Consider the following 15,759-nt stretch of genomic DNA (forward strand, 5'->3'; position numbering starts at 1 on the left):
TGCGGCCACGCCCTCAGGCGAGCGCCTCGTCCGCGAGCGCTCGCGCCGCCTCGTCGGGCGCGTAGCTCGCCAGCGCGAGGACAAGGCTTCGGATCCCGGTCCGCGCGGATGGCGGCAAGTGCGCGTGGCGTGCGACATCGAGCTCGTTGGCGATCGTCAGCACCGCGAAATCATGCAGTTCAGCACCCCCGACCAGCGTGGAAGTGCCGGTGAAGCGGTCGATCACCGACAGCGGCTCTCGCCCGAGGTCGCGGTATGTCCGTTCGCGGTCGCATCCGCCGTAGAGATAGACCAGGCGCTCGGCGTCGTGCCCGATCACGGTCGCCAGCCGCGGCCGATCGGTTGTCGGCAGGAGCTCGACAGCGAATCCGTCTGTGCCATAGGACGCGTGGCAGATCGCGGCCAGACGGGTTCGCGGCGTGGCGTTCCATTCGACCACGAGGGCGTGGACCCGGCGCAGGTGAGCGTGCAGAGTTCCGCCGGGATGTTCGATCTCTTCGGCACCGAGAACCCGCTGCAGGTCGAATGCGCTCTGAACAGCGTGGGCGGTAGCGAGCCAGGTGCCTGCGTGCTCCGAGACGATGCGTGCGAGCTCTTCGGAAGCCTCCCGGGCGACGAGGTGTCCGGCTTCCGGCACACAGGTAACCGTGACACGACGATTGGCGAGGAACCGATCCACTTCGGCGTCGGTGAGCGGCGACCGTCCGCCGCGCACGAGCAGCATCGGCACTTCCGAACCGACAGCCGTCGCATGCAGCGCAGGCCCCGCCGCGAGGCTGTCTTCCACCAGTTCGGTGCGTTGATCGCGAAGCCCGCTGTCACTGAGCCAGGCGCGTACCCGATCCGGATCGGAATTCGGCACCACATCGACAAGGATCAGACCGGCCACACGACCGGCAATATCCGGTTCGCCGAGCGCGGCGATGGCAGCGAGCCCGCCGACGGAAGCGCCCACCACCACGAGCGGGGCCGGCTCACGCCGCACCATGTCGGCCACGTCATCGGCAACCGCCCGAAGGACGGTCGCCTCCCCCGTACTGTCGCCGTGTCCACGCAAATCGAAGGCCACCGCCCGGAATCCGGCCGCGGCGATCTGCCACGCGACCGGTGCCCACACGCCGCGATCCTCGCCTCCCGCATGGAGCAACAGCACCGTCGGGCCCGCGCCGGTCACGGTGCCCCGCAGGGTGACATCACCCAGGGCGATACTCACGTCGGTCATGAGTGAACCGATCGCCGGCAATCGAGGCCACCGCCGTCCGTGAGCACACCGTTCGGTCGCGGATTGTCCTTGCGCGCAGCAGGTTCGGTCGCATTCATGATGCTCCTCGGCGAACGTCGGGAATGACGCTGTGTGGTTTCGTCGCAGACTTCGGAATTCGGGTCGACACCCGCCCCGCGTCCTGCGTCCCGAACGGGGACGTGTCAGTAACGCGGGGCGGGTTGCCGCCTGGGTCCACGACCATCATCAGCGACAAACCACCAGCGGGTCAATCCTCGGTTTCCCTTGGCCGACCCCGAGATTCACCACACCGGCAGTCAGAGCTCAGCCCGCGACGACCTCGCTGCGGTCACCGCTCCACAGAGTGTGGAACTTGCCGTCGGCGTCGATGCGCTCGTAGGTATGCGCGCCGAAGAAGTCACGCTGGCCCTGGGTCAGCGCGGCGGGCAGGCGCTCTGCGCGCAGTGCGTCGTAGTACGACAGCGAGGACGCGAACGCCGGGACCGGGATACCGAGCAGGGTGGCGGTGGATACCACGCGCCGCCAGCTGTCGATCGCGGTCTCGATGGCCTCGCGGAAGTACGGCGCGAGGATCAGGCTCGGCAGGGCGGGGTCCTGCTCATAGGCTTCCTTGATCCGGTTCAGGAACCGAGCCCGGATGATGCAGCCGCCGCGCCAGATCGTCGCCAGATCGCCGGGGTGCAGATCCCAGCTGTACTCGGCGCTGCCCACGGCGATCTGGTCGAAGCCCTGTGCGTAGGCGACGACCTTGGACGCGTACAGCGCCTGCCGGATGTCCTCGGTGAACTGCTCGACATCGGTGGGCTTGTCGGCGAGTGTGCCCGAGGCGAGACCCACCGCGGCTTTGCGCTGGGCACGCGAACCCGACAGCGCCCTGGCGAAGACCGCCTCCGCGATGCCGGTCACCGGCACACCGAGATCGAGCGCGGACTTGACCGTCCAGCGGCCGGTGCCCTTCTGCTCGGCGGCGTCGACGATGACGTCGACCAGCGGCTTGCCGGTCTTCGCGTCGACCTGCGCGAGCACCTGCGCGGTGATCTCGACCAGATAGCTCTCCAGGTCCCCGGAGTTCCACTGTGTGAACACGTCCGCGATCTGCCCGGCGTCGAAACCGAGCGCGTCACGGAACAGGTGGTAAGCCTCACCGATCAGCTGCATATCGGCGTATTCGATGCCGTTGTGCACCATCTTGACGAAGTGTCCGGAACCGTCGGGGCCGATGTGGGTGCAGCACGGCGTGCCGTCGACCTGCGCCGCGATCGACTCGAGCAGCGGGCCGAGCGATTCGTAGGATTCCTTGGGCCCGCCCGGCATGATCGCGGGACCGTTGAGCGCGCCTTCCTCACCACCCGAGATGCCTGCCCCGACGAAATTGAGGCCACGTTCGGCCATGGCGGCCTCGCGGCGAATCGTGTCGGTGTAGAGGGCGTTGCCACCGTCGATGATGATGTCGCCCGGCTCCATCACGGCAGCCAGCTCCTCGATGACGGTGTCGGTCGCCTCGCCCGCCTTGACCATGATCAGCACCCGTCGCGGCTTCTCCAGCGCCGCGACGAACTCCTCCACGGTCTCGGTGCGGACGAAATCGCCGTCACCGCCGTGCTCGGCGAGCAGTGCGTCGGTCTTGGCCACGGAACGGTTGTGCAGCGCGACGGTGTAGCCGTGCTTGGCGAAGTTGCGGGCGATGTTGCTGCCCATCACTGCCAGGCCGGTGACACCGATGTGTGCACGCGCGGTAGAGGTCGACATTGATCAGCTCTCTTCGTTCGGCGATTCGATGGGTGCAGAAGACGAACTCCTTGGCAGGCAAGTTACTGGGTGCCGGTTCGCCGCCGAACACCTACCACCGTGACCGGGGCTACACGGCGAACCGGGCCCGGCCCGCGTGTCGGCGGTCGCTGCTAGTGTCGGTCGAGTTCTGACACGGGGTGTCTCGCGACCGCGAGGCTGAGAACAGACCCGCTGAACCTGTTCAGGTAATGCTGACGAAGGGATGTCACGGTGTTGCACGCCCACACCACAAATACAGACCTGTTCACCGATCACCTCTGGGACCGCACCAAGGTCCTGCGGAGCGCGATCGATGAACTGGAATTCCTGCGGCACCTCGGCGAGGGCACCTTGCCGCTCGAGGTGTTCCGGACCTACATCGAGCAGGATTCGCTGTATCTGACCGGGTATTCGAAGGCGCTGGCGATTCTCGCCGCCAAGTCACCGGACCCGCAGACCGCGGCCTTCTGGGCCACCTCGTCCGCGAACGCCGCTGCTGTCGAATCGGCCATGCACGACCAGATGCTCACCGGCGGAGCGCTGCCCCCGCGGCAGGGCGAGCCGGAGCATTCCCAGACCTGCCTGGCCTACGTCTCCTACCTGATCGCCGCCGCGGCGACCGAGTCCTACGCGGTCGCGGCGGCGGCCGCGCTGCCCTGCTTCTGGATCTACGCCGACGTGGGACGCGGCCTGGCCGAGAGTGCCGCGAAGGTGATCGCCGCCGACGCCGCCCACCCGTATGCCCAGTGGGTCACCACCTACGGCGCGGAAGAGTTCCAGCAGGCCGCGGCCACGGCGCGATCGCTGGTCGACGCCGCCGCCGAGTCGGCGAGCGAGCGTGAGCGGGCGGCGATGGAGAAGGCATTCATTCTCGCCGTGCGCTACGAGCTGATGTTCTGGGACACCGCCCTGCACCCGCAGCCCTGGCCTGCCGGATGAGCGGGCGGCTGCGCCGCGCATTCGCGGTCATGGCAACCACCGTCGCGACCCTGTCGCTGGTCACCGCCTGCGGTTCGGGCGGCGGCTCCGATCAGACCATCCGCTTCGCGCTGGACTGGACGCCCAACACCAACCACTCCGGGTTGTATGTCGCCTTGCAGCGCGGCTACTTCGCCGACGCCGGTCTGGATGTGCAGGTGCTGCCCTACAACAACACCTCGGTCGACACGGTGGTCGATGCGGGGAACGCGGAATTCGGGATCAGTACCCACAATTCGTCGACGTTCGCCCGCGCCTCGGGTGCGCGCATCCAGTCGGTGCTCGCACCCCTGCAGCACTGGGCGACCGGGATCGGCGTGCGCGCCGACCGTGCCGACCTCGCAAGCCCGAAGAATCTGGACGGCAAGACCTACGCCGGTTTCGGTGACCCGGGTGAGAAGGAGTCACTCGCACAGGTCATCCGCAACGACGGCGGCACCGGCGAATTCACCTCCGTCATGCTGGGATCGTCGGCGTACGAGGCCGTCTACTCCGGGAAAGCGGACTTCACCGTCTCGTATCTGGCGTGGGAGGGCATCGAGGCCGAACACCACGGCACCCCGATGAAGTACTTCCGCTACACCGATTTCGGATTCCCCGACTCCTACGCCATCGTGATCGACGCCAACGAAGGCTGGCTCGCCGAGAATCCCGACCGTGCGAAGAAGTTCGTCCAGGCCCTGCAACGCGGCTACCAGTTCGCCGCGGACAACCCGGACGCCGCCGCCCAGGACCTCATCGACGCCAACCCGGGCGCGTTCAACGACGAGAAGCTGGTCTTCGACAGTCAGCGCATGCTGGCCGACCAGTTCATGAAGGACCCGAACGGGCGAGTCGGTACTCAGACCGTGGAGCAGTGGTCGGCGAATTCGCGATTCCTGTACCGCAGTGGCCTGCTCAACGGGCCCGACGGTAAATCACTGACCACCGAGCCCGACTGGTCGACATATTTCACCGATGACTACCTTGCCAACCCGTGACGGGTCCGTAGACGCGCAAGTCCTGTCCGGCGACCGGCCCGGTCGCTGGGCAGGGATCCGGTGGGCGGTGCCATCGATCGTCACGGTGGCGGTCCTCGTGGCCGTGTGGCAGATCTATGTCATCACCAGCGGTGTGCGTCCGCAGGTGCTGCCCTCGCCGGTGCGGGTGGTCGAGCAGGGCTGGGCGCATCGCGACGAGATCGCCACCCACGCGGCCGCCACCTTGCAGGTGACGCTGATCGGTTTCGCGGTCTCGCTGAGCGCGGCATGGGTACTGGCGGTGATCGTCGACTTCTCACCCTGGCTGCGACGCGCGTTGGTGCCGTTGTTCGTGGCGTCGCAGACCGTGCCGATCGTCGCGATCGCACCGTTGATGATCATCTGGTTCGGGTTCGGTCTCCTGCCGAAGATCCTGGTGGTCGCGCTGGTCACCTTCTTCCCGATGGCCATCGGCCTGATCGAAGGGTTCGCCGCGGCCGACCGTGACGCGGGCGCGCTGCTGCGCAGTATGGGCGCCTCCCGCGTGCAGGAGTTCCGGTATGTGCGGCTGCCCTCCGCGCTGCCGCGGTTCTTCACCTCGTTGCGGATCGCGATCACCTACGCGGTCGTCGGTGCGGTGTTCGCCGAATATGTCGGCGCCAGTGTCGGTCTCGGCATCTACATGAGCCTGCAGAAGAATTCGTTCCGCACCGATCTGGTGCTGGCGGCGGTCTTGGTGACCGCGCTGCTGAGTATCGCGCTCTACCTGACGACGTTCGCGGTCGAGCGCCTCGTCGCGCCGTGGGCGCGCGCGGAGAACAGGAGCCGGCGTGACTGACACCGAAGGCGACCGGATCGTCGTCGACCGACTCACCAAGTCGTTCCCCCAGCCCGGTCGTGGCAGCCCTGGCCTCGAGGTGTTGGGCGGGGTGTCGTTCGCGGTCCGATCGGGCGAGTTCGTCACGGTCATCGGCCCCAGCGGCTGCGGCAAGAGCACGGTGTTCAACATGCTGGCCGGACTCGAATCCCCCGACTCCGGCAGCGTCGGCTTCCACACGGCCGACGGCGAAGACACCGCGTCGCACTGCGCCTATATGCCGCAGAAAGACCTGCTGTTCCCGTGGCGAACCGTCCTCGACAACACCATTCTCGGTTTGCGTGTGCAGGGTGTCCCGAAAACAGAGGCCAGGCGCCGCGCGCGCGAACTGTTTCCGATATTCGGCCTGTCCGGTTTCGAGGACGCCCGCCCGTCTCAGCTGTCGGGCGGGATGCGACAGCGGGCGGCACTGCTGCGCACCGTCGTCCAGGAGCGCGAGTTGCTGTTGCTCGACGAGCCTTTCGGCGCGCTCGACTCCCTGACTCGCACCGAGATGCAGTCGTGGTTGCAGGAGGTCTGGCAGCGCTACCGGTGGATGGTCCTGATGATCACCCACGATGTCCGTGAGGCGGTCTACCTGTCGGACCGTGTGATCGTGCTGTCGGCGCGGCCGGCCACCGTGCGCCGCGAACTGCGCATCGACCTGCCGCGCCCGCGCGGGTTGTCCATGATCACCGCCCCCGAATTCGTCGCGCTGGAGGAAGAACTGCTCGCGATCCTGCACGAGGAGTCGCGTCGCTCACTCGAGCAGTCGCTGGGTCGAGCGACGAAACGCCCAGACGACGACCACTAGCGCCAGCGCCAGCAGCGGTGTACCCATGACGATCTTGGCGGTGGCCAGCCACCCGGCTGCGTCGATGTCGTAGAGCCAGCCCTGAACGAAGTAGCGTGCCGCGAACACCGCGGCGAGGGCGAGGGTGGCGATATCGTGCCCGCGCAGGGACGGGCGGTCCTGCCGCCAGGCGAACTCGTTGCCGTGCAGCATGTTCCACAGCACGCCGGTCAGTGGTCGGCGTGCCAGCAGCGAGACGAGCGCGACAACGGCACCGGCCAGACTGGCCCAGATGCCGACCAGGAAGAATCCGCCCGCCGAGCCGGTCCACGCGGCGACGCCACCGGCGACGACGACGCCGACGAGCCCGCCGCTCGCCTGGACGACCGGCTCACCGCGAACGATCCGACATCCCATGATCACCACCGCGACGGCGACGGCGGACCCGATGGCAATAGGTAGTGCCACCAGCGCATTCGCCACGACGAACGCAATGACCGGTATCGCCGTGTAGATCATTCCCGTGGTGCCGCCGAGTTGGTCGACCAGCCGCTGTGCAGGGTCGGCCGTCGATACACGCGAGGCGGCGGACTCGTCGACGTCGCGGTGGGATTCGGGCTGAATCATCGTGCTCTCCAAGCGGTTGCGCGAAAAGGTGTTGTGCGAGGAACAGCTCCAACGTTCGTCGCCGCGAAGGTCGGAAACCAGTGCGCGCCAACACCTTTTCCGATGACACCCTCATGGATGCGACATGACATCTGTCACGACAACCGGCTCGGGATGACCTGCGGTGCTCAGCGCATGGGTTCCATCAGACTCAGCAACCCGAGATCCTCGGCGAGCGCGCCGTCCTGGCCGAGCGCCGCGAAGTCGGCCTCCACCTCCGACAGGGCGAGCTTGCCCGCGCGCACCGCGCGGTAGCGCACATACGACCAGAGGAAGACGTCGAGGTTGTCGAAGCGGGTCCCGCCCTCGAGAACCTCTTCCTCGTGAAACCACACCGCGACCTGACCGGTGGTGAGCACGACGTAGAGGTTGCCGCCGCCGTCGGCCCCGAGGGAGAACACGTCCTCGTCGGTCAGTTCGGTCGTGTAGTCCGCATCGAGAATTCCGCAGCCGTTGCCGGCGAAGTCGAAAGCGTAGGACCAGTCGAAGATGTCGAGGAACTGTGGCAGCCGACCGGAACGGACCCGGCGGTCGAAGGCCGCGAGTGCGGCAGCGCCGGCCGCGGGCAATCGTTCGAGAAACGGTTCCACCGAACGAGTTCCGGCGGAGACGACGACAGGTTCGCCGTCACCGAACCAGCGGGCGAGATCGGCGTCGAGGCCACGATCGGTATAGCCGACGAGGTCGGCGAGGGTGAGCGTCACGCCGAAATTGTAGAAACGACCACCGACATGCGCGCGTCTTCCTTCGATCAGGAGAACTCAGCGCCGCTGCGGTCCGAACAAGCGGACCTGGGCCACCGCTCAGCCGACTTCTCATGGGCACGAACCATCGATTCGCGACTAGCGGCTGGTCGATCGCATGTCGCGGTCGGGATGTCGGATCACTCAGTGTATTTTCGGGACTCGAGCAAGTGGCCCGCCGACTCGTTGTCGACGTCGTGCTGCTGTATCCGAGTGCGATCCGGTTCGGTCTCACCGGGCCGGTGAGGAACACGATGGACGCCCGCGATGCCGCCAGGTTCATCCGGGTGAGGCACCCGCGTCTCACGGTGCCGGTGAACTACGAAGCCTGGACCCGTTCGATCGAAAGTAAGGGTGAACTGATCATGTCCTCGTCGACCAACGTTGCGAATCCGCGCCGGCGCCGGATGCTGAGCGTCGTGGCAGCGGCGATTGTCGCGCTCGGCCCCTTCGTCCCCGCACTCGCGACCGCCGACCCGGGCGAACCCACCGTAGTTCTGGTGCACGGCGCCTTCGCCGACGCCACCAGCTGGGATGGCGTCGCCGCCGAGCTACGCGGACGCGGCTATCGTGTTGTCGCAGTGGACAACCCGCTGCGCGGGCCGCGCAACGACGCGCAGGCGCTGCAGGGCGTGCTCGACTCCATCGACGGCCCGGTTGTGCTTGTCGGGCACTCCTACGGCGGGTCGGTCATCACCAACACCCACGACCCCAAGGTCAAGGCCAACGTCTACATCGCGGCATTCGCCCCGGCGCAGGGTGAGTTCGTGCTGGGACTGATCGACCCCATCCGGTTCCCCGGCAGCCAACTGCTCCCACCCGCACTGCAGGTACGGGTCGTGGACGACCCCACCGGGATCGCGGGCAAGAATGTCGACGGCTACATCGAGGAACCGTATTTTCGCGACATCTTCGCCCAAGACGTCAGCGCCGAGACCGCCGCGAACATGTATGCCCATCAGCACTCGGCGGCACTGAACGCCAATTTGGAGCCCTCCGGCTCACCCTCGTGGGCGAGCACACCCAACTGGTACCTGATCTCGGGTGAGGACCGCGTCATCCCCGCAGCCGCGCAACGGTTCATGGCTGGACGTGCCGCGGCCACCACCCGCGAGATCAGCTCCTCGCATGCCTCGTTGGTCTCCCAGCCGATCGCCGTCGCCGACACCATCGCGGAGGCCGCGGACACGGTTCGATAGCCGAACCGACCGCGGCACCGGCGACCGGCCGAGCATTCATTTGCGGGCGCGACGGGTGGTGAGAACTCCGGCGATCCAGCCGACGACGAACATCGCCAACAGGATCAGCCACATCGGGGAACTGACCGTGATCAACAGGATCTCGACAGTGACCTTTCCTCTGTTCTCCAACACGAACACGACGGCGAAGATGCTCAACCCGATGGCGACCCATTGGGTTGGTGACACGCGACTCAGCAGGGACCGCTTTCCGGCGGCGTCGTTCATCAGAGTCCTCCTTTCGACGGGGTGGCGTTCACTCGGCGCCACGCAGGATCTCTCGTAAACGCTCGGTGTCGGCGACGGTCCAGTCGGCCGGTGACAGGATCGCGGCCCAGGCATCGGCGATGTCGGCTTGGAAGGTGTGGCCGTGCCCGTCCGGCACATCGACCGCGACTGCCATGTCCGCCGACACCTGCAGAAACGTCACCACCGGGATCCAGCGGGTGCTCGGCAGGACATCGCGACCGCGTTCCTCGGTGAGCCAGTCAGGTTTCTGGAACAGCAGTCGCGGTGTCCACCAGGTGATCGGGTCCGAGGCGTGCTGGAGATAGACCACCTTGGGTGCGATCCACACGGCGCCGGGACGGGCGAGATCCGGCGTGTCAGCGACGAATCGCACCGTGTGCCCGTCCCGGTAGATCGGCAGCCACTGCGGGGAACCCGGGTCTCGTCGTGCGGTGGCATCGCGCCACACCGGGTTGGTGGCGGTAGGACCGACGAACAGGACGCCGTCGGTACGGGCCGCCATGTCCTGGATACCGGAGAACGCCGCCTCGCCGCCGAAAGATCCGAGGCTCTCCCCGAAAACCACCAGTTTCGGCCGGCGATCGACCGGCAAGAGGTCCCACTCGGCGTGCACCGCCTCGAACAGTGCTTGACCGGCCTGTCGAGCTCGTTCCTGGTCGACGACGAAGGACAGCCAACTCGGCAGGTAGGAGTACTGCATACTCACCAACGCACTGTCACCGTTGGCCAGATACTCCAACGCCGAGGCAGTCGACTCGTTGATCCACCCGGTTCCGGTGGTGGTCGCGACACCGAGGACCGCTCGTTCGAATCCACCGGCCCGACGCAACTCGGCAACCGCGAGATCTGCTTCGGCTCTGATGCTCTCCGCGGAATCGAGGCCGGTGTAGACGCGAATCGGCTCGCGCGCGGGCTTTGCGCTGAACGCGGTCAGTTCACTCGCGGTGGGACCGTTGGACACGAAGATCCGACCCTGCCTGCCCAGCGAGTCCCAGCTCACCAGCGAGCCGGGACCACCGGACCGCTCCGCGAGAACGGGCTCCTCGGTATCGGGCGAGCTCTCGTCGTTCACGGCCTTGAATGTCTCGTTGAGCATCGACATCGCCACGTCCGCGACCACCCCGTTGACCGCGGCGACAGCCAGTGCGACCACCACCACACCGCCGAGCACCGCCGCGACGCGCGGCGGCATCACCCGTGCCAACAGCCCACCGACCCCTCGCGACAGCGCCCAGCACAACCGCGCTATCGCGATCAATACCGCGAACACGACGGCGGCGATCACCACGATGATCGGATAGGTGTGCCAGGCAAGTCCGCTCACGCCCATGAGCGAACGCAGATCACTTTGCCAATCGGCGTACCAGACCAGCACCGCGACCGATCCGAGGCAGGCAACGATGCCCAACGCCCACCACGCCACCGACGGCGCGGGCCCACGCTGTCGTTGCAGCATCCACCGGATCAGGGCCGCGACCGCGATGCCGAGTCCGTAGCCGAAGGCAGCGGCGGCACCGGTGACGATTCCTTGGAACAGCGGTCCTCTGGGCAGCAGTGACGGCGTCAGCGACAACCACACCAATACCAACGCCCCCACGGCCCCACCGAAATGGAATCTCCGACCGGTCGGCATCGCGGCATCGGATCTGCTGCTCATCAGCCGACCCGACGTCGGTGGTATCTTCGCGTGGAATTCATTTGTTCCCCTGTGATCGGCCAACGACCCACCGGCGCACGGAATTCACTACCGAACCCGGTGCAGCTCTGTCGTGCAATCAAGCCGACACGAGGCCTGGTCCGGGATTCTTTCAGTGGTGTGAACTATACGACCCGGTGATGCCACGACGCGGAATTCGGGCAATCGACACCGATATGTGAGCTGAACGCGGGTCAAACGTGGTAGCCCCATCCAGTACAACCACTGGACAGAAAAAAATCCTGAGAAGGCGCCGCACGTCGAGGTCGACGACCGGAGCATCGGGCCTCGACGGTGGTCGGCAAAGATCGGTCTGCTACACGTTCGATACCCTCGCCATCGGAAGGTCGCGGCGAATCCCGACAAAGGCGCGCAACCAGCCCGGATAATCCACGACATCGACGTCGAACACCTGAACGAAGAGACTGACCGGTCGTGGCGCCCCTGATTCGCGGAGTCGGATCGGCGGCAGCTCCGAGGTGAACGTCACTTCGCCGGCGTTCCATATCGAGCAGAACTCCGGGTAGGCACCGAGCTCGTCGAGAAGCTGCTCTGGCCAGTCGGCGTGACCGAAAGTGCCGATTCGGCCACGTAATCCGCTCACCGTCGCCTGTGCGACGGTGTCCCAGTCCACGAAGACCTGCCGGGCAATCTCGTTCCCGAACAACCAGTGCAGCCCATTTTCCCCGACGCGCAGCCCGGGCAACATCGACTGTGCGGCGCTGTTGAGCGCCAGGATATTGCCGCGGGCGTCGAAATATCCCGCCACTCCGCCGCGCTGCGCTTCGAGTATACGAAGCGCGTCGTCGCTGATTCGGGCGCGCAATTGCTCAACCGTGGGGGTCGACGTGATCGGCAGCCCTGCCAGGTCGAACAGGTGCCGTCGCTCGGTCATCGTCAACGCACGGGCTCGACCCAGGCAGTCGACCAAGGATTCGACGACCGCACGCGCTGGATGATCCCGGTCACCCCATTCCAGGTGGGTGACATAGCTGGCGCTGACTCCTGCCGACACGGCCAGTCGCTCGCGTGACATTCGGCGTTCGTCACGCAACCACCGCAGGAAGCTGCCGAATGTCGGCAGCGTCAGCAGTTCCGGATCGTGCGACCTGGTCATTTGGTTCACGGCACTCACTCCCGTTCGAGCCTTGCCTACGCCCTGCACGATAGCGACCACAGCACGTTACCGGCCCGGAACACGCAGGTTCGGACCGGTGACAAGGGTGCTTTCCTGTGCGGCGCTACCGCGCGACCTGCCGATCGCGCAGGAGCAGTCGGATCCAGGCATCGGCCAGCCAGTCACGGAAACGCTCTGCCGTCCAATGGCGTTCGCCTACGAGCAGTACCCAGTACTCGGTGGCGTTCATGCTCCAGATGATGTCGGCGACCTCGTCGTCGGACAGATCCTCGCGCAACTGCCCTGTACTGCGCAGGTCTGCAGCGAATTCACGCATGTTCGCTGCGCGGCGCTCGCTGATCTCGGCCCATACGCGCGCGCACGACGCGTCGGTCGTCGCCGCCTCGCGCAGCGCCAGGAAGATCGGCGCGAGGCGTTGCTGAATGATGACCAGCGCGTCGGCGTAGATCGCGATCTTGTCCTCGGCCCCGTTCGCCTCTCGGATTGCCCGCACGTACTCGCGCTGCCCAGCCGGAATCGCACGATCGGTCCCGGACAGAGCAGTCTCGACCAACTCTCGGAGCAATACCGGCTTGCGTCCGATCGATGCGTAGACCGTGTCCACGGAGACACCTGCGTGCGTGGCGATCTCAGCCACCGTGGTGGCGGCATAGCCCCGCTCCACGAACAGCGCTCGCGCCGCCGCGAGGATCGCGTGACGCGTATCCGCGGCCTGCGCGGCGCGCCGAGGGGCGTTGTATCGACGCTTGTCTGCCTTGACGTTCTCGCTCATCGGCGCCTATTCTACCAATATTCATCCGATACCTATTCGGGTGAATTCAGAAGGGATCCGGCCATGGTCTATGCCTACATTCAAGATGTCCCTATCGGCGAGGAGCTCTACAACCGGATCATCGAAGGACTGGGCCCGGAACCACTCGACGGCTCGCTACTGCACCTGTGCGTGCGTCGCGACGACGGCGGACTGCGCTATATCGACGTGTGGGAGTCCGAGGCGCATTGCGCTCGCGCCTTCGACGAACGCATCCACCCCGCCGTCGATGCCGCCTTCGCGGGCGCCCGTCCCGGCGAGCCGACGATTCAACACCTCACTGTCGTCCACGCCACCGGCTCGCTCCTGATCGCGAAGGACACCTGACCATCGACGCTGCGCTTCGCGCCCTTCTGCTGCCTGTGCGCTGGCACTAGGCGCACTCGACCCGCATTCGGCTACTACGATCCGGGGACACCTCCGCACCCGAATGAGAAGGATTCCCATGGCGCGCAAAATCATTGTCAGCCTTATCGACGACTTCGACGGCACATCCGAAGCCGACGAGACCGTCACATTCGGAATCGACGGAGTCGCCTACGAAATCGATCTGTCCGAGACCAATGCCACCAAACTGCGCGAAACGTTCGACCAGTGGCTTCCCTACGCCCGCCGAATCGGCCGCACCAAGACTTCCACCGGTCGACTCTCCGCGAAAACCGCGGCGAGCACACCGATTCGACGCAATGATCTCACCGCCATTCGTGCGTGGGCCGGCAACAACGGCCACCCGGTATCGACTCGCGGACGGATCTCCGCAGACGTTATCGCCGCATACGACGCAGCGTCTGCATAAAGCACGACCGTTGTCGTGCTGAACGTTCGCCGCCTGCGACGGGTGACCCGGACACAGTCAAACGTCCGGGTCCAGCACCGCTCCCCGCTCAGATCTCGGCGAGGACCGCAGCATCCACATACCGCGGATCACGGGCGATCGCGGCAAAACTCGACTCACTTTCGGCACCGACCGATTCCTGCACCTCTGCCAACCGGACGAGTAGATCGAAATAGCTCGCCTCAGCCGGCCGCAACTCCGCGATCGTCGCCGTGAGATCGAAATCGGCGGCGAACCGCGCCCGGTCGAGACCCACCAACAGCGTCGCCAGCCACCCACCCGAATCCGCCGCGAACATCGACCCGCTGGTTTCGGCCCAGAACAACACCGCGCTCGGTGCCATGTCAGAGCTCAACCGCCCCGCTGCGGCGAGCATCACCAGCGCGGTATAGATGTTCGACTCGCAAAAACCGAAGTGCATCAAATACGCCTCGAGCGCTCCGTCCCGATACCTCAGTACATAGGTCAGCCCGCCGGTGTCCTCCCCGAAGCAGTCGGCGAAGTACTCCCGAGGCGTGATCCCCTCCTCGGCCTGCCGCCAATCCGGCGCCTTGCCGTCCCAGAACCACCCGTCAAACATCGCGCCGTGATTCTCGATGGTCTCCGGCCCCGGCGCCGGTGTCGCCAACCACTGCTCGAATGCCTGTCGCTCCATGGGAATTCGAGCAGCAACGACAAACGTGTCCGACACAACCGGCTCCTCATCTCGACGGCACCCACCATCGCGGGCCCACGCGCCATCCTAAGATCTCGCACCCACTACTTCGGCGGCCTGATCACACCGACGGCGCCCGCGCGGCCCGCTCGGCGCGACGGGACAGCGCCGCGAAGGCATCGCGTAGCGCTGGGGGGCCGATGACCTCGATGTCGGTGTCGAAACGCGCCAGTGCCGCGGCGAGCGCCGCCCAGGACCACGAACCCATCGACAGCCTGGTGCGCCCCTCGCCCAGCGCCTCCACGACTGCTTCACCGGCGAACGGAGCGACCCGGGTGGCGGGAAGATCGAGGATTACCTCACCGTTGCACGGCCAGACATCGTCGCTCCCAGAGCCTTTGAACCGCGCGGAGAGAAACGTGACGACGTCTCCACCTGGTAACTCCCGAGCTGCGAAGCGCGGGCCGTGGGGGATGCGCAAACTCATCCGATCGACGCGAAAGCTCCGCCAGCCCGCGCGCTCAGGATCCCAGCCGATCAGGTACCAACGCCCGTTCCGAACCACGAGATGATGGGGTTGGACGCGGCGCGGCGCGCGCAACTCGGTTGTGTGTGCAGACCCCTGATAGTCGAAGCGCACCTCCGCCGCGGATCGAATCGCGGTGCTCAGTTCCACCAGAATTCGGGTGTCGACTTGGATATCGGCACCGCTCGCGGCGAGCTCGAGCGCGTCGACTCGCGCCCGCAACCTCGCCGGTAGGACCTGTCGCACGGTGGCGAGGGCTCGCGCGGCGCCTTCTTCGATGCCCGCCCCGGTCCCGACCGCGATGCGCAACGCCACCGCGAGCGCGACGGCTTGCTCGTCGTCGAACAACAGCGGCGGTAGTTCACTGCCTGCCTCCAGCCGGTAGCCGCCCTCGGGGCCCTTGATCGCCTGGATGGGATAGCCGAGCTCGCGCAGACGGTCGACGTCGCGGCGCACCGTGCGCGCGCTGACGTCGAGCCGCTCGGCCAATAGAGCTCCTGGCCAGTCCCTGCGGACCTGCAGCAAAGACAGCAGCGAGAGCAGGCGGCGCGAAGTCGCCGTCGAAGTCGATGTCGGCATGGTTCCAGATTGCCAGGAGTAGCG

General features: G+C 66.2%; 17 protein-coding genes, 1 pseudogene and 1 riboswitch. Of the genes and pseudogenes, 7 read left to right on the forward strand and 11 right to left on the reverse strand.

Going from position 1 to position 15,759, the window contains the following annotated elements; genetic code table 11:
* Nucleotides 1-13: 13 nt before the first annotated feature.
* Both ACFQ9R_RS11610 and gndA read right to left on the reverse strand, forming a co-directional pair.
* Nucleotides 14-1,222, reverse strand: a complete 1,209-nt coding sequence (locus tag ACFQ9R_RS11610; RefSeq protein ID WP_378990375.1) for an alpha/beta fold hydrolase — start codon at nt 1,220-1,222, stop codon at nt 14-16.
* Nucleotides 1,223-1,546: 324 nt separating this feature from the next.
* The gene (gene gndA / locus ACFQ9R_RS11615) at nt 1,547-2,992 is read right to left on the reverse strand and encodes an NADP-dependent phosphogluconate dehydrogenase (RefSeq protein WP_378990376.1); all 1,446 of its coding nucleotides are present in this window, start codon (nt 2,990-2,992) and stop codon (nt 1,547-1,549) included.
* Between the two features lie 165 nt (nt 2,993-3,157).
* A riboswitch (TPP riboswitch) is annotated at nt 3,158-3,254 on the forward strand.
* Between gndA and ACFQ9R_RS11620 the strand changes: the two genes are divergently transcribed.
* The 4 genes from ACFQ9R_RS11620 (at nt 3,245) to ACFQ9R_RS11635 (ending at nt 6,620) form a co-directional block, all read left to right on the forward strand.
* The gene (locus tag ACFQ9R_RS11620; protein ID WP_378990378.1) at nt 3,245-3,952 is read left to right on the forward strand and encodes a TenA family protein; all 708 of its coding nucleotides are present in this window, start codon (nt 3,245-3,247) and stop codon (nt 3,950-3,952) included. Its footprint overlaps the riboswitch before it by 10 nt.
* Nucleotides 3,949-4,971 carry an ABC transporter substrate-binding protein gene (locus ACFQ9R_RS11625; protein ID WP_378990379.1) on the forward strand — a complete coding sequence of 341 codons (1,023 nt, stop codon included), beginning with the start codon at nt 3,949-3,951 and terminating at the stop codon, nt 4,969-4,971. The genes ACFQ9R_RS11620 and ACFQ9R_RS11625 overlap by 4 nt, the downstream gene beginning before the upstream one ends.
* Nucleotides 4,949-5,788, forward strand: coding sequence for an ABC transporter permease (locus tag ACFQ9R_RS11630; protein WP_378990380.1), 840 nt, complete (start codon nt 4,949-4,951; stop codon nt 5,786-5,788). Before ACFQ9R_RS11625 ends, ACFQ9R_RS11630 begins: the two co-directional genes overlap by 23 nt.
* Nucleotides 5,781-6,620, forward strand: a complete 840-nt coding sequence (locus ACFQ9R_RS11635; RefSeq protein ID WP_378990381.1) for an ABC transporter ATP-binding protein — start codon at nt 5,781-5,783, stop codon at nt 6,618-6,620. Before ACFQ9R_RS11630 ends, ACFQ9R_RS11635 begins: the two co-directional genes overlap by 8 nt.
* Here ACFQ9R_RS11635 and ACFQ9R_RS11640 read toward each other — a convergent pair.
* Both ACFQ9R_RS11640 and ACFQ9R_RS11645 read right to left on the reverse strand, forming a co-directional pair.
* Entirely contained in the window at nt 6,567-7,226 is a 660-nt protein-coding gene (locus ACFQ9R_RS11640; RefSeq protein WP_378990382.1) for a DUF3159 domain-containing protein, read from the reverse strand. The genes ACFQ9R_RS11635 and ACFQ9R_RS11640 overlap by 54 nt on opposite strands.
* Before the next feature lie 167 nt (nt 7,227-7,393).
* The gene (locus ACFQ9R_RS11645; protein WP_378990383.1) at nt 7,394-7,969 is read right to left on the reverse strand and encodes a hypothetical protein; all 576 of its coding nucleotides are present in this window, start codon (nt 7,967-7,969) and stop codon (nt 7,394-7,396) included.
* A gap of 404 nt (nt 7,970-8,373) precedes the next feature.
* On the opposite strand from ACFQ9R_RS11645, the gene ACFQ9R_RS11650 reads away from it, so the two are divergent.
* The gene (locus ACFQ9R_RS11650) at nt 8,374-9,207 is read left to right on the forward strand and encodes an alpha/beta fold hydrolase (protein WP_378990431.1); all 834 of its coding nucleotides are present in this window, start codon (nt 8,374-8,376) and stop codon (nt 9,205-9,207) included.
* Between the two features lie 36 nt (nt 9,208-9,243).
* On the opposite strand, the gene ACFQ9R_RS11655 is transcribed toward ACFQ9R_RS11650, so the two are convergent.
* From ACFQ9R_RS11655 to ACFQ9R_RS11675, 5 genes and pseudogenes are all read right to left on the reverse strand, one after another.
* Nucleotides 9,244-9,474 carry a hypothetical protein gene (locus tag ACFQ9R_RS11655; RefSeq protein WP_378990384.1) on the reverse strand — a complete coding sequence of 77 codons (231 nt, stop codon included), beginning with the start codon at nt 9,472-9,474 and terminating at the stop codon, nt 9,244-9,246.
* 28 nt (nt 9,475-9,502) lie between these two features.
* Entirely contained in the window at nt 9,503-11,152 is a 1,650-nt protein-coding gene (locus ACFQ9R_RS11660; protein ID WP_378990385.1) for an alpha/beta hydrolase, read from the reverse strand.
* Nucleotides 11,153-11,507: 355 nt separating this feature from the next.
* On the reverse strand, nt 11,508-12,086 hold the full coding sequence (locus ACFQ9R_RS11665; protein ID WP_378990432.1) for an XRE family transcriptional regulator: 579 nt from the start codon (nt 12,084-12,086) through the stop codon (nt 11,508-11,510).
* A gap of 15 nt (nt 12,087-12,101) precedes the next feature.
* Nucleotides 12,102-12,308, reverse strand: a pseudogene (locus tag ACFQ9R_RS11670) (helix-turn-helix domain-containing protein); the annotation flags it as partial.
* A gap of 124 nt (nt 12,309-12,432) precedes the next feature.
* A complete protein-coding gene (locus ACFQ9R_RS11675) occupies nt 12,433-13,101 on the reverse strand; it encodes a TetR/AcrR family transcriptional regulator (protein ID WP_378990387.1) in 669 nt (222 codons plus the stop codon).
* Between the two features lie 63 nt (nt 13,102-13,164).
* Here ACFQ9R_RS11675 and ACFQ9R_RS11680 point away from each other — a divergent pair, with 63 nt between their 5' ends.
* On the forward strand, nt 13,165-13,467 hold the full coding sequence (locus ACFQ9R_RS11680; RefSeq protein WP_378990388.1) for a hypothetical protein: 303 nt from the start codon (nt 13,165-13,167) through the stop codon (nt 13,465-13,467).
* Between the two features lie 118 nt (nt 13,468-13,585).
* Complete coding sequence (locus tag ACFQ9R_RS11685; RefSeq protein ID WP_378990390.1) at nt 13,586-13,936, forward strand: Lsr2 family protein; 351 nt, start codon at nt 13,586-13,588, stop codon at nt 13,934-13,936.
* Between the two features lie 88 nt (nt 13,937-14,024).
* Here the strand turns inward: ACFQ9R_RS11685 and ACFQ9R_RS11690 are convergent, their stop codons facing one another.
* Both ACFQ9R_RS11690 and ACFQ9R_RS11695 read right to left on the reverse strand, forming a co-directional pair.
* Nucleotides 14,025-14,666 carry a hypothetical protein gene (locus ACFQ9R_RS11690; RefSeq protein WP_378990391.1) on the reverse strand — a complete coding sequence of 214 codons (642 nt, stop codon included), beginning with the start codon at nt 14,664-14,666 and terminating at the stop codon, nt 14,025-14,027.
* Nucleotides 14,667-14,751: 85 nt separating this feature from the next.
* Complete coding sequence (locus ACFQ9R_RS11695; protein ID WP_378990392.1) at nt 14,752-15,735, reverse strand: helix-turn-helix transcriptional regulator; 984 nt, start codon at nt 15,733-15,735, stop codon at nt 14,752-14,754.
* Between the last annotated feature and the right edge of the window lie 24 nt (nt 15,736-15,759).

Origin of the sequence: Nocardia sp. NPDC056541, from assembly GCF_042794235.1 — a bacterium.
Taxonomy (GTDB): Bacteria; Actinomycetota; Actinomycetes; order Mycobacteriales; family Mycobacteriaceae; genus Nocardia.